Below are 22,212 nucleotides of genomic sequence, written 5' to 3'. Positions count from 1 at the left end.
CGGACGGTGTGGGCCGAGCTGCGGGACGGGGGCGAATTCGAGATTTATGACGGTGGTGCGGTCTCGCCGGCGGATTTCCGGATGCGCCTGCGGGATGTCGGGGCGCTGGAAGTGGCGGCTGTTGCGGCGCAGCCGCCCGTTGCCGGCTCGCCTTCGGAAAGGCAGCGGCGCGGGCTGCAGATGGTCGCACAAGGCAAAAGCTATGCGGAGATGGGTGATGCCTTCGGGATCACCGCCACCGCGGCCAGCACCTTCCTGGGACGGGTGTTCAACAAGCTGAAGTTGAAGGGTGCCGATCGTAACCGGCGGACCGCGTTGCGACTGGGCCGGGAGCGTGGGTGGTTGCGTCCGGACCCGTTGCCCGGTGAGATCGATTATGTGTACTTCGGGCGGAGTCCGGAATCCGGGGAACCAAAGGAGTTCGGGGCCGATGAGGTGGACGTGGTTTCCTGGTTGTCGCTGCGTAAACCCGATCTGGGGCGCAGAAGTTCAGAAGAGATAGCCGAGGAAATAAGCGCGGTCAGGCCTACTCGAATGACCGTGGATATGGTCGAAACGCGACTTCGTGCGCTGTACGACAAGCTTGATCTGACCGGTAACGACCGTAAGCCGCTCAACCTGGTGCTGGCGGCTCGCGTGTGGGGGTTGCTGGCTCGACTGCCGGAGTCCGGTGACCTGGATCATGATCTTGGCCCAAGTATGCCTTCGGCATCGGATAATGATGTGGCAGTTCTTTCGGCACTGTCCCGGCGTAAAGCGAATATGGACAGCAAGACTTATGGCGACATCAAAGAAGAGTTGATCGCGGCCGGGCATACCCATATAGGACCCAGCTCGGTCAAAAAGTGTATCTCGAGATTGTACGGAAAATTTGAGTTGGTGGGGGATAACGGTACTCAGCTGGACTTGGTGCGGAAGGCTCGTACGCTGGGTTGGTTGGCGGCTGCGCCGGTGCCGGGCGATCTGGATTACGAGTATTACGGTGTCGATCCGGTATCGGGCGCCACGGTCTCACTTTTCGACGACGAAATGAGTGTGCTCGTAAGGCTCGCGCGCCAGGATTCTCAGGCAGCGATAGCCAATGAGCTCGGAATCGGTTTGGCTACTGCGGAGCGACGGATACGCGCCATGTACGTGCGGTTGGGCTTGCGGTTGCCGGCGGAGATGGGGCTGCGGGCTGCGGAGTTGGTCCGGGCCGCTCTTACATTCGGCCTGCTGCGTCCATCGGCGCAGGGTGTGGTTTCCGCGATCGGTGGTGTAACCACAACGGTCGACGGCAGCGGCCCGCATCACCGTCCCACCGAGCCCGCGACCGGGTCAGGGCTCGGTATCGGTGAATCCCCCGGCGGCGCTGTGACCGTTGCGCAGCAACAGGTTCCGGTCGTCGTCAGCATCTGCGTCGACCTCACACTGGCCGCCATCGAACGGATCACCGGCCGCCGCATGATCCCGTTCACCCGCCCGGCGGGCCTGCGCGGCCGTACCCGTAGCGAAATCGAATTCCATTCCCGCGCAAAACTGCACCCCTACGACAGCCACGCCCACATCGCGGACCACCTGCGCGCGCACGCACCCGCCATCGCCCACGTCGTCGACGAATACAAGGACCCCGCCGACAAGAACGGCGTCGGGGGACATTCCTACTACCTTGTCGCCCATGCGGACGGCACGATCACCGTCGTAGACCCCGCGTTCAAGGAGTCTTACCCGTTCCCGCCGAAATATCGACGCGAAATCGATATCAGCTACGCCAGTTTCTTCACCATGACCGGCGAAGATATCCCGCCGCCGTTCCGCGCCAACCCGCCGGTCGAACCCAAGCAGTCGAAGAGAAAGCTCTTCGGCCTGGGTTCCGGGGCGCCGGAAGATTGGCAGTATCACGCCGGGGTTCCGGAGATCGTCGTGTCCGGCGAGACCACCGACCCGGCGGTCGCGCCCGAGCCGTCCGGCCCGTTCAACGGCGTGCGCGTATTCGACACCGATTTCGCCGGCGCCGCCTTCGGCGCCATCCGGCTCCGCGTCTTGCACGACTTGCCGGAAGAGCTGCGGGACGTGGTGCGCTCGTATCAGGAGTGGCCGCTCGCGAACAACAAGCTGCGGATCTACCCGGACGAGGCGTCTTTCGACCGCTCCTGCGAGAAAATTCGGCGGAACGCCGAACTCGCGGCCCAGGTCACCCACTCGAGCCACACCGCGCTGGATGTTGCGGCGCTGCTGAATCGCCGCGACATAGTGCAGAACAATTTTGGTGGCAGTCTCGACGAGACGCTGGAGCTGGACGCGCTGAACACCATCCTGGCGGACTTCCGGCCGGACGCTTACTGGGAAGACATCCGGACCGACGCCGAAATCTGCCGCAACTTCGACGATTTCTGTCAGCGGCATTTCGATCTGCCGTTCCACGCCGACGTCATCCGCCTGCAGATCGAGCTGCTGGATCAGGCGACCGACCGGCCGGTGCCGCTGGCCGAGCCGATCCGGGTCGTCCGCTCGGTCCAGGACATCGACTTCCTGGTCGACCGGCACGGCAACCCTATGAATGGGCAGTCGGACCTCTCCCTGCTACTCGATGTCCCGCAGCAGGAACCGGCGTTCCTGTCGACCTCGGTGGGAGCCGACCTCACGGATCTCATGCACGACACCAACTTCCGCTTGGAGCTCGTGGTGCCGCCGGGCGCCCGCGGCCTGTATATCGGCCAGGACGGTGACCCGAACTACGCCCACCAGAACGAACTGCTGCTGGCGCGTGGCACACGCTATGTGATCACGGGATATGACGATTCCGACCCCAATGTCACCGTGCTCTACGGCCACGTCGTGCCGGACACGTTCCCCGAACGCGGTATCGGGCTCAACCCTGATCAGCATCGACCGGGTGACGCCGGACTTCCGGAGATCGTGCTGTCCGGCGACGCCACCCTCCCGCAGATCACGGTGTCCGGGGATGACACGGACCCGGCGTTCGCCCCCGAGCCGTCCGGCCCGTTCGACGGCGTGCGGGTATTCGACACCGACTACGCCGGCGCCGTCTACGCCTACTTGCGGCTACGCATTTGGCCGTACCTGCCGGTCGAGCAGCAGGCCGCGCTGTGTTCATACCAGGAGTGGCCGATCGTCAACAACAAACTGCGGCTCTACGCGGATGAAGAGTCCTTCGACCGACTGTGCGAAGACATTCGGGGGAAGGCTTCCATCGCGGACCGGGTGACAAAGGCATACGAATTCGTTCCGAACCTCACGACGCTGCGGCAGCGCCACGACATTCTGATCGGCTCGCCCGGTCGCAGTTATGACGAAACGCTGGAGCTGGAGGCGCTGCAGACCATTCTGTCGAGTCACCGCCCGGAGGCGCACTGGGAAGAGATCCGGACCAATGCCGAACTCGCGCGCATCTTCGACGAATACAGTCAGCGGCATTTCGACAGGCCTTTCGGAGCCGGCGTCATCCGTGCGCAAATCGAGCAAATGGACCTGGCCACCGGGCAGCCCCTGCCGCTGACAGAACCGATCCGAGTGATCCGCTCGCTGCAAGATATCGACTTCCTCACGATCGACCAGCAGGGCACCACGATGCAAGGGCAGTCGGATCTCTCCCTGCTACTCAACGTCCCGCAGCAGGAACTCGGCTTCATGTCCACCTCGGTGGCGGCCGAACCGGCCGATCTCACCAATGCCACGAACTTCCGCCTGGAGCTCGTGGTGCCGCCGGGCGCGCGGGGGGTATACATCGGCGAGGACGGTATCGAAAGATTCGCCGACCAGAACGAACTGCTGCTGGCCCGCGGCACGCGCTATGTGATCACGGGATATGACGATTCCGACCCCAACGTCACCGCGCTCTACGGCTATGTCGTGCCGGATACGTTCCCCGAACGCGGCATCGGTCTCACCCCCGATCCAGCTCCGGCGGACAACCCGGTGCGTCCCGCGCCGTTCGAACCCGAGGGCGATGAGACCTACTTCGGCGACCATTTGGAGGAGAACGCCGGGACGATCCCGGTTGTACCAACGCCGCGTCGCTACAACCCCGTGCCGCGTGGCCACAATGCCTCACCACCCGGTGAGGCCGAGCTGTCCTCGACTGCCGATCGCGCTTCGAGCGTGGACCGGGTCGACGAGTTCGGCTGGCGGGTGTTCCGGGACAAGTTCGCTCGGGCCGGCTTCGCGATCGGGACGCGATTGGAGTTCCGGGCCGGCGACCGTGTCGCGCTGACGGCGACGATGGAGCCGGCGGGGGTGCGGGTGATCGGTGCCGGGCGGGGCCTGGGGACGATGCTGAGTACGGACGCGTTCTGGCAGAGTGTGGGCCGGGGATCCTCGACGCTGGACGACATGTCCGTGGTGCGGATCGTGCAACCCGCGATCGGTGACGCGGTGCCGAGTCATGTGTGGGAGGCAGGCCGGTTCCTGTACTACTCGGGCCGTGCCGGATTCGGGCCGGGCACGCGGGTGATGTGGGCCGATGCCGAATCCGGGATCGAGATGACGGCGGAGCGGCCTGCGGTGGGCGGGTTTGTCCTCTCCGATACCGGTGCGGCGGCGGATTTGCGGACACTTTTGCGACGGGTCGAAACGGTTCGGCTGGGGCCGGTGCGGGAACGGGGGTTGTTGCGGCGGGGTCCGCTGCCCGGTGACGAGGACTACCTGTATTTCGGCCGGAACCCGGAATCGGGTGAGCCGGTGTCGTTCACGGCGAGTCAGGTGGATCTGCTGGCCCGGATATCGCGGCGTAAAGCGAATATGGATCCCAGGACGCGCGGTGAAATAGCCAAGGAGATCGACCCGTCCGGGAAAACCACCGCAAACGCGATCGGACAGCGCGTCGCCGGACTGTCCAAGAAGCTTTTGGTCCCGAGGGGCGACGGCGGTCTTCTCCCGGCGGTGCGGGCGGCCCGCAGGTGGGGGTTGCTGGCCCGGGATCCCGAGCCGGGTGATCTGGATTACGAGCGACATCGTGACTACCGGGGATCCCGGGTGTCGACCGCAGGTGCGATCGCCGGGCCGTCCGAAGGTGGTGGCCCGAGTGCGCCGGTCGCCGCCACCGTGGCACCGGCACCGACCGATGCTGCCGGTGCCGAAGGCCCGCGACCCGCCCCGGACGAGGGTTCCGATCGCCCCGAGGTCTTCCCGAACCCCGAATTGTTCCCGGCAGAATTCGAATTGAACGCGTTCGGGCGTCTCTACCCGCCTGGCACCAGCATCGATATCGTCTATGACACCGGGAAACTCCGGATGATCGTGACCGGCAACCATCAGTTCACGCTGCACTATCATCGCGGCGACGGCACCGAGGTTCCCCTGGGCGGGCCACCGCTGCGTGACCGCGACGCGCTGGCTCTGATAAATGAACGAATCGGCATGGCCACCGCCGTGGAAGTCCGTCGGCCGGCACCCGACACGATCGGGCCGCTGGACCCTTTCGAAGAAGAGATACTCCTCTGCAGCGCCAAACGCTACACGCAATCGGAAATGCTCGACCACCTCGAGCGCAAGCGGTTCCGTGGCGTCAGCCGGGCAAAACTGCGGCAGGGTATCGACTCGCTACGGGAAAAATTCGATGTACCCGGTGCGGGATACAGCAGATACAATACCGCCGCACTCGATAAGATCGTGGAAAAGGCGCGGTCCCGGCACAAGATCCATCAGAGCAAGCTCGACGCAATCCCGGCCAATCTCGATCCCGCACAGAAAACTATATTCACCCACTTGTTCGAGAACCCCGGCGACGGTTATTCTTCGACCTCCTACGCGGACTTCGCAAGACTTCTCGAAGTCAAGAGATCTTTCAAAATCACCGCGGCGGCGGCAAGAAGTGCAACCGAGGGTCTGCTCGACAAGCTCGGGATCGCCAGAAGCGAGTGGATCAGCGGGACGCTGAATGTCAATTCGAGGGCTACGGCCGCGGCCCTCGCCGGTGCCCTGCGGGGGAGTGCCACCCGCGCGGCCATTGCTGATTTCCGGAAAGCCGGCGGGCCCGCGGTATTCTTCCCCGCGCAGCCGACTCGGTCCGAGCGTCTACAGCGGCAGGTATTCGAATACCTCTATGAGAATTGTAAGGACGGCCCCCGGGATATCACTATCGCACAGATCGTCGTCGCGCTCCGGGGTCAAGGATTCCAGAATGTCGCCAAAGAGACGATGTTCAGTGCGATTCTAGCGCTACTCGACGAGTTCCGAATTCCCAGAGGCGAGGGGGTCCGGTATACGGTCGGGCAGCTGAAAGACATGTTCGTGGCAGCGGCCGAAACCTTGTCTCCCGACGATGTCGTCGCGTACCGGGTAGTCGGTAGAGTTGGGGCGGCGTCGACCCGCGCCCCCGCACCGTCGACCCGTCCCGCCGCCGCGCACGTGCCCGCCGCGGGCCCGGCTCCGACCGAACCGCTGTCGGCCGCCCGCACCGAACAGCAGATCGGACGGCACCGGGAACCGCATCGAATCCATGTATTCCAACACCCTGCTGTCATGTTCCCGGCACACTTCGGGTTGGATGCGGCGGCCGGTGACTACCTGCCCGGCACCCGAATTCATCTCTTCGACGGCGGCGGACAACTGCGGCTCACGGTCACCAGCGACGGCCTGATCACCTCCCGGCACTACCTCGTCGGCGATGCGGACACCTATTCCGAAGGGCCCGCTCGCGACCTCCACGACACGCTCGATCAACTGCGCGCACACATCGACGAATACCACCCCGCCCGGATAGAAATTCACTATCCGATACCCCGCGCGCCAGCGCCGTCCCATATCGGTGCCGCCGATAGCGTCCACACCACCCATGCCGGCCCGGCCCCGCATGGCGCCCCGGCTCCCATCGCCGGGTTGGAGCCCCTGGACCAGGCGATCGTCCACGGGATCGTCAAGGGCTACACAAAAAGGGAAATATTCAATATGATTCGGGGCAACGAATTTCCTGGCCTGCCCCGGTCGGTAGCGGAAGATCTTACCGAGTGGGTTGTAAACAATCATGTGAACTTGCTGTACGGCAAATTCGGAATTCCCGAATATTCCGGCGGCGCCGGCCGGTATATTGTCTCCGGCAGGTTCACGGAGATGGCCCGCGCGCAGCATTGGATAAATCAGCAGACCCTCGATGCACTTCCACTGAAGCTCCAATCGTTGGAGCGGGCGGTGTTCAAATATGTGCAAGACCGTTCCGGTAATGATGGGGCGATTTTCAGTCAGACGCAAATTGCTGCCGAACTCAGCAACAAAGAATTCGAAGGAGAAGAACTCGGTGATATCTCCCCAGATATGGTCAGAACTGCCATTATGGAGATTCTCATAAGAGTGGGAATTCCGAGAGATAAGTGGATCAGGACTCCTCTGGCCGACCAGGTCGATCTCACCGCCACGATCGCGGTGCTGGCCCGCAACATCCGGGGTCCGCTCGACCCCGCCGCGGTATCCAATTTCCGGAAGTCCGGCGGTATCGCACTGTGGCCGACCCGGCTGGTTATGAAAGACGAGATATTCGACTATCTTTTCCGCAATCGTGACGTCCCCGGCATCCAGATGGCGGATATCAATGCGCACCTCGCGGCCAAAGGACTTCCCGCAGTCCTCACGGGTCAGATCAGGACCGCGATCAACGGGATACTCGATGACATCGAGATCCCCGGGAACGCGCGGGCGGAGGGACTCAGGGGCGGGAACGCGATCGCCAGATTCGCAAGTCTGGCCCGACAGCATTCCGAGGCGTTCGTCGCATATCGGCTGTCTCGCATCCGCGCCTCGGCCACGGGGCCTGCCGACGGCAGCAGTTCGCATGCATACACGGCCGGCGCCGCACCTCCGGCGCATTCCGGCAGCAGCCCGCATCCTGGCTCGGCTACCGAGCACGGCACCTTTCGGCTCGCCGATGACTCTGTGCCGCAGGCATTGCGCCGAGCACTGGCGCTGAACCCGCGCATCCATCTCCGGTCGTTCGAGCAGTCCGGCGGGCGATCCTACTGGCGTGCCGCGCAATTCGAAGCCGCTACCGGCGTTCCACTGCAGCGCATCTGCGCATCCGTCGACGACCGCCACACCGTCGTCGCCGACGAACTGTCCGACTTGGGGCCCAACTCACTGGCTTTCGTCATCGACACCTACATCGGCCCCAAGGAGAGTCGTGCCGGTGCGCGCATCGTCATCCTGTACAACCGGGACCGGCAGATCCGGGTTTACGACCCCGCCGGCGGGGAGGATCGTCGTTTCGACAAGCAGCACTTCCCGCCCAGTCGTGTGACCACCGCCACCGTGTACACCTCCGCCGGTGGATCACATACGATTCCGGGCCATTCCAAGAACGGCGCGCGTGTCCTGGGCGCAGCCCTCATCGGTGCACTACCTGCGGGCCTCCTGCCATCCCCCGACACCGGCGCGGGGACGGACCGCAGCGGGGCCATCGGGTACACCCCCGACAGCCGGACCCCTGCGGGCGGGCTCTACGACTGCGGCCCCCGCACGATCACCCTCTTTGCCCGGCTCACCGGCAACCCCGGCATCGACACCCGAGAACGCCCGCCCACCGGCCTCGCGGGCATGACCCATCAGCAATTCCAGAGCCGCATTCCGCACGCCGAGCTGTACACCGTGCGCGACGCCCACGCCAGTATCGCCCGGGTCCTGAACGATCCCGAGTCCCTCGTTGCATATGCCCTCATCGTTCCCAACTACGTCGCCGCGAACGGCCGCGGAATCGGGGCGCACGCCCTGCTCGCCGTCAACACCGCCAAGACTCGCGACAACCCGGTCACGCCCGACCTCACCGCGTACGGCCCCCTCGCCGTCTTCGACCTCCTGTACGACCCCACCCTGCGAACACCGCACGCCTACCCACCACAGCACCCGTACGACACCGCCACCATCGAGGTCATCTACACCGACTACAACGGCAACGTCGTCAAACCTCCGGCCCTCGATCACAAGCCGACCGGCGACCCGGAGGACCCCGCCGGCTTCCGTGCAACCAGCCTCGCCGAATACCCTGGCGATACCCGAGTGCTGGAGGATCCCGGCCCGGCGCTGGAAGAACTGACCCGTGCGGTGCGGACGGGAACAGGGGGCTACGAACCCGGCGCCCGGATCTACCTCGCCGATCCCGAGGCAACACTGCTGATCACGGTCACCGGCAGACACGAGCTGCACCTCCGCTACCTGTCGCTCACCGATTCCGGCCCCGCCTTCGAGGCATCCGCCACCGGCGAGGACGCTCTGCGGCTCGTCGAGGACCACATCGAGGAGCCCGGCCGATCGATCTTCACCACGGTCGTCCAGCGCCCGGCCCGCCACACCTCGACCCCCGTCACCCACATCAGCGTCGCCGACCTCGCCCGCCGGATCCACCACAACACTCTGCTCACCGGCGCCCGAATCGAATTTCCCGATCACAGCACCGCCACCGTCCAGCGCGACGGCGCCATCGAACTCCACGACACCGCGAATCCGGCAGGCCCGAGCCGGTTCACGTACTCGCGACAATTCCTTGCCCATCTCGCCGACGCGTTCACCACTCCCGCGGACACCTACGCCACGGTTCACACCCCCGGCCCCTGGAACCACGAGTACCACGCGCCTGTCTCGGCCGTCGCGCACGCACTCGGCCGCGATGCCGACCGGCTACGCGACGAGCTCGCCGACCACATCGACTCCCACCGCGACGAATACCTCTCCTTTCTCACCACGGACCACATCGATATTCAGCAAGCCCAGGACGATGCGTTCCAGCACGACCTGGACGCCGATCCCACGCTTCGCGGCGGGTTCGGCGAAGATTACCGCGCCGAATCCTTCCGGGAAAACATCGCCCGGGAGAAGGAGAGCACGCTGGACCAGGAAATCAGCGCGCTGCGCGAAGGCCGGGTCTCCGGCGGCTTCTCCGCTGTGTACCCCGGTATCCCCTTCATCGTTCATGCTCTCGCCAAATACACCGGCGGCAATTTCGTCGTCACCCGGGGCGACGTCCAGCACACCCTTGTCACCAGCGCCGACCGGAAGGTCCACTATCTCTACCAGCACTCCGGCGATGGCACCTATCGGTACGCGCAGAAATCTGACGGCACGCCTTTCAGCGGCACGATCCCAGGCCCGGCGCTCGACAAACTGCCGGTAGCAGTTCTCGAGGAATATGCTGCCGGCCACACGAAAAATGGCGTCATCGCCCAACGGCTCAGGCAGAGCGGTCGATTCCCCCGGACCAACGAGCGTTCGGTGTCGAACGCGATAACTGGGGATAAGGGCCTATTCGGAAAACTCGGAGTTTCCAGCCGCGACGCGATTCTGGTCGAAGCCCGTCGCTGGGGCCTCCTGGTCACGGACCCGGCACCCGGACGGGTACGGGTCTTCGCCGAACCCGGTATGCTGCTGGCCGACCCCACGCTCGCCCTCACCCTCGACCCGGATCACCCGGGCGGCTACCCACCCGGCACCCGGATCTACCTCGGCAATGACGAAGGCACGCTGCTGATCACGGTCACCGGGTGGCACGGCTTGCGGCACCGCTACTACTCCGCCAGCGATCCGGACCCCGACGGGCCGGCCCGCACCGGGGACGACGCCCTGCGATTCCTCCGGGATCACATCGAGAACCCCGGCCGTTCCATCACCACGACGGTCGTCCAGTATCCGACCGGCAACACCTCGACGCCGACCGCCCGCAGCATGCTGGCCGACCTCATCGGTCGCATCGATCGCAACGGCCTCCTCGCCGGTACCCGAATCGAGCTGTCCGACGGGACCGCCGCTGTCATTCGGCCGGACGGGGCCATCGAAGTCCGCGATCCCGGGGATCCGGCAGCTACGCAACAGTTCACCCACCCGCGAGAATTCATCGCCTACCTGGGCGAGACCTTCGCCGATCCCGAAACCACCGACGTCGTTATCCACGCACCCAGCCCCTGGGACCACGAACAACATGCACCGCTGCGGGCGGTCGCCCACGCACTGGGCCGTGCCGCCGACGAGCTCCGCGCCGAGCTCGCCGACCATATCGCGACCCACCGCGACGAATACCTGCCCTTCCTGACCGCCGAGCACATCGATATTCAACAAGCCCGGGAACTCGGAATCCGGTGGGACCTCCAGCCTTCGGACGAACCGGTCCACCAGGACGCCAGTGGGGTGGTCGACCCCATGCTGCTGGATGTCGAGAACCTCCGAGAATTGGTCCGCCGCACCATTATCCGCGATCGCGAGGACGCGCTGGACCGCGAAATCGCCGCGCTCCGCGCAGACCACGCCACGGACAATTTCTCCGCGACATATCCGGGTGTTCCCTTCGTCGTGCACGCTCTGGCCAAATTCACCGGCGGCAATTTCGTGATCACCCACGGTGGCATCGAGCACGCCCTCATCACCGACCCGGTCCCCGGTCGCCAGGTCCACTATCTCCACCAGCACCCCGGCACCCGCACCTACCAGTACGGGCAAAAACCCGGTGGCAGCCCCTACACCACCACGATCCCCGGACCCAAGCTCACGAATCTGCAGAAGACGGCCCTCGAGCATCGTATCGCCGGCCATCGGAAAGTCGCCGACGTCATCGGCCTTCTCCGACAGGGCACAGAATTTTCCGATGCCGACGACCACAAGGTGAGACAGGCGATCAGCGGGAAGGGCGGTGGCGACAAAGGCGTATACGGAAAGTTCGGAGTCAAAGACTTCCATTTCGCCGCAACCGACGCCCGCCGATTCCGTTCGCTGGACGACACAACGATCGCCGCGATTCCGCCCGCAGACACCACCGCCGTCGCGCAGCGATCGAGGCTCCGGCCAGGCGTCGTGCTGGGGACTTGGGAGCGGAACATACTCCTGTCCTGGCAGTCGGGCGTCCACGCTACCGTCGAGATCGCCAGGCGCTACTACGATCCCGCAATGCACAAAAGCCTCGACAGTGTTCGTGGCATCGTGCGGAGCAGGCGGCACGCACTGCTGAAGAAGTTCGAAATCAAACCCAATCCCGGCGAATCGGTGCAGGCCGCGAACGAGAGAGCGGTGCTTAAGGCAGCCGAGCTGGCCGCCCGCAATCTGATCGATACCGTTACCGCACTCGCGGTCACACAACCGGCCCCCGCCATCGCTCCGGCCACAGCAGGCCCCGCCCCCGCTGCTTTCGATGGCAGCGGTACGCACCCCGCCGGCGGCTCGGCCCCGCGCCCCGAGATCCATACCCACCGCAGCGGCGCCATCGGCTACACGCCGTCGCCGACGGACGAGAGCCGACCGCAAACAAGCCCCGGCCATTCCAGGCGAGGTACCCAGGAACTGGGCGAGGTGCTCATCGGCGCTGAGCCTCCGCCCGCATCCGCTGCCGATCAACAGGAAGCGAGTGACTACGCACACCGGGACACACCGGGGCAGGGGAGCCAGGCCCGCACCATGCCGACCCAATGGCAATCGGTCGAGGACTCGCACGACCCGCTGTTCGCCGCGCTGGCGCGGGCGTGGCGGTTGCCTTCGTCGGAATACATGCGCCAGCAGCTGCGCGACAGTTTGCACCGGGCCGAGCAGCGGGAACGCGAGCTGGACGGCGAGATCGACGATCAGCGGTGGCAGCGCCGGATCAATGCGGCGCAATGGTTCCGGCACCGTCGGCGACAGCAGAAGTTCTGGCCGTGGATGGAGAAATCGCGGCGACTGATGTCGTCCTACGACCTCACCGCCGAGTTGGACTCGACGGAATCCGGCGTCGCCGCGGCGCCGCTGCAACTGGCCGCGGATCTCTTCGGGTCGAATGTGGTTCTCGCACATCCGGATGGCCGGATATCCGAGGTCGTCGGTGATCCGTCGCGGGAGACGGTTTTCGTACGCCGTGGATCCGACGGTCGGTACGAGGTCGGTGTGAACGCAGAGGGCGCCGTCTTCACCGCGCCGACTGGACCGATCCCGGCACCCAGGACCTATTCCGCCGACGAATGGGTCCCGCCGGACGATATTCCGGACCGGTTGCGCCGCATGCTCGCGTCACCGCAGTTGCCGCTGCTGCACGGCGTGGCGGTGGGGGACGATCGGATCGGTGAGCAGGTCGACTACCTGTCGCCCGAGGAACTCGACGAGCTGCGGCTGTTCGTCGGTCCCGGTGGGCGACTGTTCCGGGTTGCTGACGGCCTGCCGTTCGACACCGAAATCGCCGGGCGCACGGCATCATTCGTCATGGATGAGTTCGGCAACCTGTATGCCGGGTTCCAGAACATCGATATCGAGTTCCACTCGTCGTTCCTCGGCGGGCGCATCGTCACCGCGGCCGGCGGGCTCCGCGCGGTCGACGGCCGCGTCACCTGGTGGAGCGATGCCGGCGGGGATTACCTGCCGAGTCCGGCAGTCAACGATTGCGCGCTGCAGTGGCTGCTGCAGCAGGGCCTGGCGGTCGCCGACGACTTCGTGCGCGCCGACTACGCCGGCGCGCCGCAGGAACGATTCGGTGAGCTGGACCGCGAACGCGCCGAGGTGGGGTATAGGCAGATCCTGGTCGATGCCGCGCGGGAGGCGTTGGTGCAGCTGGACGTCGCGCTGACGGACACGTCGCACGACAACGCGGCGCACGAGGTCGTCCGGACCACCTACGACGAGCTGGCGGAACGGCAGTCCGAACTCGACCACTGGCGGGAGGGCTTGGCCGCCGGTCGCATTCAGCCGGAACTGCGGGACCGGCTCGTCGTGCGGCCGGCGCCGACGGGACCGCACGACCGCATGACCATCCCGCGGGCGCCCCAGGGCTTCGACGACGCGGACTTCCCGGCGCGGGATCGGGCGGCATGGTGGCACGAGCACGGCCGCGAGTGGTGGGAGGCGGTGCGTTTCGAGGAGCTGTCGCCGGGCTTCCAGTCCAGCCTGCTCACCGGCCATCCCGGTCTCCGCAATGGTGAGGGTATCCCCGAATCGGTGCGAAACACCTTGAACCGCAGGTACATTCAGCTCGAGATCGCCCGGTTCGGTACGTTGTCCGCCGAGCAGCGGACGGTGGAGGAGATCCGCAGGCTCGGGAATCTGAAGACGGTCCTGGCAGATCTGCACACCGCGGAGCTCGAGGCCGCGGTCGCCGCCGCGCGGGCCGGGGTCGGTGCAGCGGCGGTGCGGCTGCTCACGTTCGAGCAGGACTCGTCGGGTCGTCGTCCCGGCGTGAGCATCGCGTTCGGCCAGGTCGATACGGCAGCGACGGTGCACTGGTACGCCTCGGTGAACGCGTCGATCGACGCTGTGTATCAGATGGTCGGCCCGGCTGCGGAGCGGCACGCGGAAACCGCTGGTGCACAACCGGATCACGCGACTGTGGTGTGGATCGATCAGGAGCCGCGGGAGCCGTCGCCGCGCCGGCCGCTCCTGGGTAACGGCCCCGACCGGCTGAGCGCGGCGGTGTCGGCCTTCGCCGCCGCGCACCGTGCCGGGACCGGCGACGGCGCGCTGTCCCGGATTCACCTGTTCACACCGGAATCGGCAGCGAAATCCGCTGCACCGCACCTGGATTCAACCATCGTCACGATCCATGACGATGTCCCGGCGCGGTGGCGGGTTCCGGGGCAGCGCCCGGTCGACGCGCCGGACGGCACGTACTTCGGCAGGCACCTCATCGAAACCATCGAGCGCGAAACCGAGGAATTCGAGCGGACCGGCACCACCGAACCCGCGGGTCGCCGCCGATACAAGCGCGCCGACCTCAGCAAACCCACACCGGCCGAACACCGTGAGCATCTGAAAAACCTCACACCCGAACAGCAGGCGAAATTGGTCGCGCCGGTCCCGGTTCCGGTCCGAGCCGGTAGCGTCCCCCTCCCCGATGGCCGTCGCGGCGTTCTCACCTTCGTCAACGACCTCGGCCACGTCGCCCGGTTGCCGATGGTCGGCCGCGTGGCGGCAGATCGCGTTGTCCCGCCGCCCGGTTCCCCCGGACACGGCCGCGCCTACTACCACCTGCGGATCTCGGACGACAATCACATCGCGCTTCCCGAGGTGCTGGCGAAAGGATTCGACTTCGATAATTCGCGCGGCATCCTGAGCTGGCGCATCGAGGAGGAAGTCCGCTTTCTCCACCGCGACTCCGACGGCAAGGACCATCTCATCCAGGTGCCGCCCGGCACCGACCTCGTCGTCCGGGAGAACCCCGGGCAATCGTGGCATTGGATGCGGAAGGCCGGAGACAAGCGGTGGGTTGTCGCACCGGACACTGTCCTGCCCGAACTGCCGACGCTGGTCAGCCGGCGCACGGAGAAACTGTTCGGACCCACCGGGCGCCCACGACCGCAGGACGTGTGGCAGGGCGCCGTATCCGATTGCGCCCTGATCGCCTGGCTCAAGGCGAAAGCTCATCACGAACCGCAGTTGATCGAGGACATGCTGGTCGACAACGAGGACGGCACCGTCTATGTCCGTCTTACCCTCGACGACGACAGCGTGGTGTGGGACCTCATCACCAAAGACCTTCCCGTGACCCCCGGCACGGAAGTTGCGCATTTCGCCGGCCACAAGCCGGGACAACCACTCTGGGTCGCCATGATCGAGAAAGCCATGGCGATCCGGTTCGGTGGGGGGGACGGCTACGCCGGGATACAGCGCATCATCGCTACCGGTCGCCTCGACGCGGCCTTCTACCACCCCGAGCGCGGTGGACTGCCACAACCCTCGCGCGTCGTCGCCGACTACACCTTCCTGCATCCACTCCACCTCGATGCCGACACCCTCCAGCGACTCCTTGGTGTCAAGCCGGAACTCGGCCCCGGTGACCCCGAATTCCGCCGTGCCGTCGCCGAACTCCTCGACAATCCGCTACAGCAGCTGCATGACCCGCAGCAGGGCCTCTGGACACCGGCCGGTTTCCGGAAATATCTGGACGACCAGTTCCCCGGGCGGTGGACCTCCGAGAAGAACGCCTTGGAGGCATACCTCCGTGCGATGTACGGCGGGTCCGCCGAGCAGCGGCTCGTGCCCCGCGAATATCTGTTCGCCGCCGAATGGATCGGCGAGCGGTTCGACCGCGCGCTGCGGGGCGGTACCACGGTCATCCTCGGGACCGGTCTGTTCGACGAAGATGAGGACGATTTCGGCCTGGTCCGTGGCCACGCGTACGCGCTCCTCGGCATCACACGCGACCAGAGCGGCACCCCGGACGGACTCCTGTTGGAAGCCCCGCACATCAACAAATACGGCTATCCGGCTCCGGCGGCGGGCATCGAATATCGCCTTTCCCCGGGCGGACCCCGCCACACGACCGCCCCGTACCACACCGAACGCCGCGAGGACCCGGACGGCACCAGGTACCGCATCGAACATTACGAAGAGCTGGACCACACCGCACACCGCGAGAATCCGGACGGTACCGGCGCGGAGCCGGATCGCACCGTACACCGCATCGAATACCGCACCGACCCGGACGAGACCGAACACCGCACCGATCATCGCGAAGACCCGGACGGCATCAAATACCGCACCGAATACCGTTGGATCCCCAGCGACGCCAAGTTCCGCATTCAATCGCAATCACGCGAGGATCCGGACGGGACCACCTACCGCATGTCGCCCACCGGAGAATACCGGCACGTCCGCTACCGTAACGGCTCGGAGCAGTGGGTTACGGCCGAGGCCAGAATCTGGCAAACGCCCGAGGGGCACCAACTCTGGACCTTCCCGGACCGCAGGCAACTGTGGAAAACCGCAGACGGTACGGAATTGGATGCACCCGACAACACCCGCACCCCGCCCGATGCCACCATTCCCGAACGCGGCGGCATCATCTTCGTGGGCATCGAACACCTCCCGAAGTTCGACTCCCTCTGGGTCGCCGGCCCCGGCGCACACGCCCTCTACGGACCCGGACCCTCCACCGCGACCAGGTCGTTCGTTCTCGGCGCACCGCTGCCAGGCGCTGATGCGGGTACCGGAACGGGTGCTGCCACACGGCATCCAGTGGGTTTCCAGACATTCGAGTTGACACCGGAGCTTTTCAGAGCGCCCAATGATCCCGGGCTCGCCGGTCTGCCTCGCACCTCGAGCATCGATCTGCTCGACAGCGACGGACGGGTGCGGGTGACCGTTGCCGACGGCGGGTTCACCGTGCACTACCGGCCTGCGGGTGGCGCGGAGGTTCGTCTGCCCGGCTCGCCGCTCGGCAGTGACGATGCCCTGCAACTGATTCGCGATCGCTTCCGCACGAATACGGTCACCGGAGTACAAGGGCACCGCCCCTTGCCGCCCACGGGTGGTGAGCAACGTGTGGAGCCGAGTGGAGAAATCCCTCGTCGTGTCGAGATGTTCCGCGGTCCTGCCGATATGTTCCCGGCATATTTCGGATCGAATGCGGTGGCCGGAGACTACCCACCGGGCACTCGCGTCTATCTGCGCGACAGCAGCGGGAGACTGCGGCTCACCGTCATCGGCGACGGCCTGCTCACTCCTCATTACCAGCTCGCCGACAACTCGAGCACCCGCCCCGAAGGACCCGCCCGCAACATTCACGACACCGCCGGCCTGCTCGCCACGCATATCCAGCGATTCGGGCCGGCCGTCATCGAAATCCATCACCCCGCACCCGGTACCTCCGGGATACTGCGAGTGGCCGGCGGGGCCTTGGTCTTCGAAGACGCGATATTGCACTGCGTCGCCAAAGGGTACGGTGACGAAGAAATCTTCGGCTACCTTCGAAGCGGCGGGTTCGGCGACCTTACCTATTTGAAAGTAAAAGAGCAGGCAGTGTCTCTGGCCAACGCATTCGATGTCACCTTGAATTCCGGCAGTGGCTACAGCAAGGCCATTCAAGTCTCGGACTTCACGGAGCGGGCCCGAAGTTCGGGCCGGATCAATCAGGAAATTCTCGACGCGCTTCCGTTGAGATTGAAGCCGCTGCACAGAGCGGTGTTCGGATACATTTACAACAATTCCCATGACGATGATATAGTAGGCGAAGCATACTGGAAGGCTCTCGCCGCGGCCCTCGAAGGTGTGACGTTCGAGGGGAAAGTGTTCCATCGTCTCACCTGGAGCATGGCCAGGAATGCGGCTCTGGATATACTCACGCGAGTCGGTGTTCCCAAAGGCGAATGGATCCGCGGCCGCCGCAACGGTACGGATCCGGCGGGCACGATCGAATCCCTGGCCCGGAGCATAGCGAGTCCGCACCTCGACGAGGATGCCGTCTCCGTATTCCGGAAATCCGGTGGTGCAGCACAATGGCAGAGACGGCCGGAGCTGGAAGACGAGGTGTTCCACTATCTTTACGAAAACCGCAACAGCACGGGTATTGAATTCACGGATATCATCGACTATCTCAGCAGTAGAAATCTCCCCGGTTTTCCAGCGCAGCAGAGGATGGCGGCGACGGGCCAAATAAAACGTGCGATTATCCGGATATTCGGCAGCCTCGAGCTCCCCGCGGGCGCGTTGGCCGTGCACAACCGGTTCGAGTCGGTGATCGACAGGTTCCTCAGGATTGCCGCCAAGTACCCGGAGGTCGTCGCTGCTTACCGGGCGGCCAAGAGCGGCGCCGCCGGGATGCGGCAGCGGGCCGCCGGTAGCAGCTCGCATGTGCTCGCCACCGGTGCCGCCCCGCGCGCGCCCACCGGCACCGCCCCGCACCCCGGACCGCCGGTAGCCCGGCCCGATCGTAATGCCGCCCGGCCCAGGAACGATTGCGCGCCACAGGGTTTCCGCTACGCCGAGCGCTTGAACCCGAACCTCGTTTTCCAGCCGCTCGGGCCCACTGCCGGGTTGTCGGGTTGGCATGCCCCGCAGTTCGAGTTCGCTGCCGGGGCGGCATTGCAGCACATCACCCCGCGCGTCGTGGACGGCCATGTCATCGACAGTCACAGCATCGTGGCCAACGAACTGTCCGGCTTGGGGCCCGGCTCGCTGGCTTTCGTCATCGACGAACACCTCAGCCATGACGAGCGGGGAATCGGTGCACACACCGTCGTCATGCACAACAAGGAGGGGTGGATCCGGGTTTACGACCCGGCTACCGGAAAGGATCGCCCGTTCGAGGAACACGACTTCCCGCCCAGCCTCGCGACCACCGCCATCATCTACAACCCCGAGGGCGAACCGGATTCCATTCCGGACCAGTCCGACGACGGTGCCGAGATCCTCGGTGACACCCTTATCGGCGCACCGCCGGCCGACCACGCCGACACCGACATGCCCGATGCCGGCCCCGCCCCCCACGCCGAACCGCATCACGCACCATCGGAACGTTTGGAAGACGAGATACTGCACTGCGCCGCAAAGGGCTACTCGGAAAACGAAATTCTCGCCCGGCTCGAGTCGATAGGAATTCCGGCCTCCAGGCGACAACTTCGGGATGGTGTTAGTTCGCTATGGAGCAAGTTTGATATCCCTGCCGACTCGTACCGGGAGGTCGGGTTCACCAGGCTGGTGGAGAAGGCGCGGGCGCAGCAACGGATCGTTCAGCAGAGGATCGACGAACTCCCCGCCAATCTCAATCCTCTGCACAAAGCCGTGTACGCCCATGCGTTCGAAAATCTGGGAGACGAACATATCGTCGTCTCCTACGAAGATGCTGCCGCTGCCCTTCGTGTCAGAGAATTCGAAGGTAAAGACTCCACGGAGATCACCGCAGCGCGAGTAAGGATTGCCTCCGAAGGGGTCCTCAACAGGCTCGGGATATCCAGAGACGACTGGGTCCGAGATATGCAGGGTCGCGGCGATGCGCGTGTCACGGTCGCAGAGCTGGCCCGGGCCCTGGCGGGCCGGACCGATCCCGATGCCATCGCCGAATTCCGGAGAGACGGCGGGCCGGCGGCATTCTGGTCCAGACGGCCGCGGCAGCAGGAGAAGCTGCACAAGGCGATATTCAACTACATTTACGAAAACTGCAAGGACGGGTATCGGAAGATTCCGTACAACGAGATTATCGGTGCCGTCCAGGGGCCAGAAATTCCCAATGTCACCAAGATGATGATAATTATCGCGATTCGGGAGATACTTCGTGATCTCCGTGTTCCCGACAACCGGTGGCTCCACGACGGCAGCGGCCGCGAGCGTACGAAAGACACGCTCGCCGACGTGGCCCGCAGCTTGACTGCCGCCGACGTCGCCGTGTACCGAGCGACCGGCAAAGTCGGCCGTACCAGCGGGCTCTCCGATGGCAGTGGCTCCCGTACCGTTCCGGATCAGCCAGCCGCCGGCGCCCCCGACACTGGCGAGACCCACAGTGCCGCACCGATATCCGCCGGCAACGTGGCTGCCACAGCTCCCCGGTCCGCCACACCGGTGGCTGCCCGGCCGCAACGTGCTCGAGGTTTCGCCAACCCCGGCCTGCTGCCGGCGGAACTCGTGCGGTACTTGACGACAGGCGTGGGTGACTACCCGCCCGGCACCCACATCTACTTGACCGGCGTGGACATCTACCTCAACGAAACCCACCGGCTGCGCCTGACGGTCACACCCGGCAGCGGATTGATCGCGCAGCGCTACAACAGCTCTGTCATCAGTCACGAAGAACCCCTGCGCTATGGCATCGAAGTTCTGGAATTCCTCCACGACCAGCTCGAAACCAGTACCGCAGCGACAGTCCACGTATATCGCCCCGGACCCGACACCTCTGGACCGGCCGCACACATCGGCATCACCGAACTCGCCGACCGATTGAACCAGCTCACGCTACTGACCGACACAAAACTGGTCCTTCCCGACGGCACCATTGCCACCCTGCAACCCAACGGTGATTTCGAACTCCGCAACCCGACCACCTCGCAGGTCCTCGACAAAACCCAATTCGTGCCCCATCTGGGTGCCCACCTCAACGCCCCGTTCCCTCCACAGGCCACTATCGACACCCCCACCCCACCTCACTGGATCTCGATCCACCGCGACCCGTTCGTCGCCTTCGCCCGCACCCACGGCCTCGACCCCCAGCGACTGCGCGACGATATCGCAAACCATCTCGACGTCAACCGTGCGCACTACATTCACCAGATCACCTCTGACCACCTCGACGCCGAGCAAATCCACGAGGACGCGCACAATCACGAATTCTTCGGTAATCCCGCCTTCCGCGGTGACACCCCGATCGAAACCGAAGAGGCCCGCGCCGCGGAATTCCGCGACCGTATGCACCGCGAGTGTGGGCGACTACTCCAACGCGAAATCGACGCACTGCGCGCCGGTGACGCCACCGACAATCGCTCCGCCGCTCACCCTGGACTCCCGTTCCGGCTGCACATCGCCGCCGAGGTCACGCATGCCAACCTGGTTGTCATCCAACCCGGGAGCACCCGGCATCCGGTCGTTACCACACCCGTTCCCGGCTGGCCCGTCGCCTTCTTCCGGCACCACCCCGAGCACGGCTACCAGCTGGGAATCGCATCCACCGGTGGCGCTTTCGCGGCTCCGGTGCCCGGAATCGCACTGACGGATCATCAGCAGGCGCTCCTGAACTATGTCGCACAAGGTTACAAAAATAAGGACATCGAGGACCGCCTGCGCGCGGACGGATTCTCCGGCACTCGGAACGATCTGGTGGAGGGCGCCCTGAAAAATCTCTACAAGCAGTTCGGGCTTGCCGGCTTCGCTAACCCACGTAAAGAGGTCGTGACCAAAGCCCGAAGGCTGGGGCTGCTCGACAGGGCCACCGAACCACCCCCGATGCCCCCGGCTGCCATGCTGCCGCCGCTGCAAAACAAGGTGCTCGAATACTATGCCGCAGCCGCCGCCATGAATCGAGATTTCGAGCCCCTGTTCATATTCGACCGTTTACAGGAAAACGGATTTACCGGTAACAAAGCACAGATAAACCGGGTGGTAGGCCTGTTGTTCGAGAGGCTAAGGGTGGAAAGCCGCCCCGGGGACTCCGCGGCCGACAGGCGTAGGCGGGCCGTCGGCGTAGCCCGCAGCGAGCATCCGGGAATGCTGGACGAGACTGCCGTCACCGAACTTGTGGCAAGTCTGACCACATTCGAGGAGCCCGCCGTACCCCTGCCCGGCCTCAGACTGGCGCCCCTGCAGAACCGGTTGCTCGAATACTATGCCGCAGCCGTCACCTTGAATCGTGACTTCTCCGTGCCCTTCATAGCCGACCACCTCCGCGATGAGGGACTTATCGGCAACGAATCGATAGACCAGCCAGTGTCCCGATTGTTCGAGAAGCTCAGGGTGGAAAGGCGTCCCGGCGAGTCCCCGGCCGACAGGCGCAGGCGGGCCGTCACCGCAGCCCGCAGTCGTCCGGGTCTGCTCAACGAGGCCGCGGTCGCCGAGCTCGCGGAGCGCCTGGCCACCGGCTCGGTGCGGTGA

The 22,212-nt window shown here is 65.0% G+C and carries 1 protein-coding gene (cut by a window edge); it reads left to right on the top strand.

The features are described from left to right. Positions 1 to 22,212 carry the 3' end of an ADP-ribosyltransferase gene (locus ABH933_RS25070; protein WP_429421002.1) on the top strand. 50,505 nt of this gene lie to the left of the window's left edge, so 22,212 of the gene's 72,717 nt are visible here — the last part of the coding sequence; its start codon lies beyond the left edge, outside the window; it ends in the stop codon at positions 22,210 to 22,212.

It is taken from the genome of Nocardia sp. GP40 (assembly GCF_050434125.1).
Lineage (GTDB): Bacteria > Actinomycetota > Actinomycetes > Mycobacteriales > Mycobacteriaceae > Nocardia > Nocardia albiluteola.
Note: the sequence above shows the minus strand (reverse complement) of the source record. Positions and strands in the feature narration are given on the sequence as shown.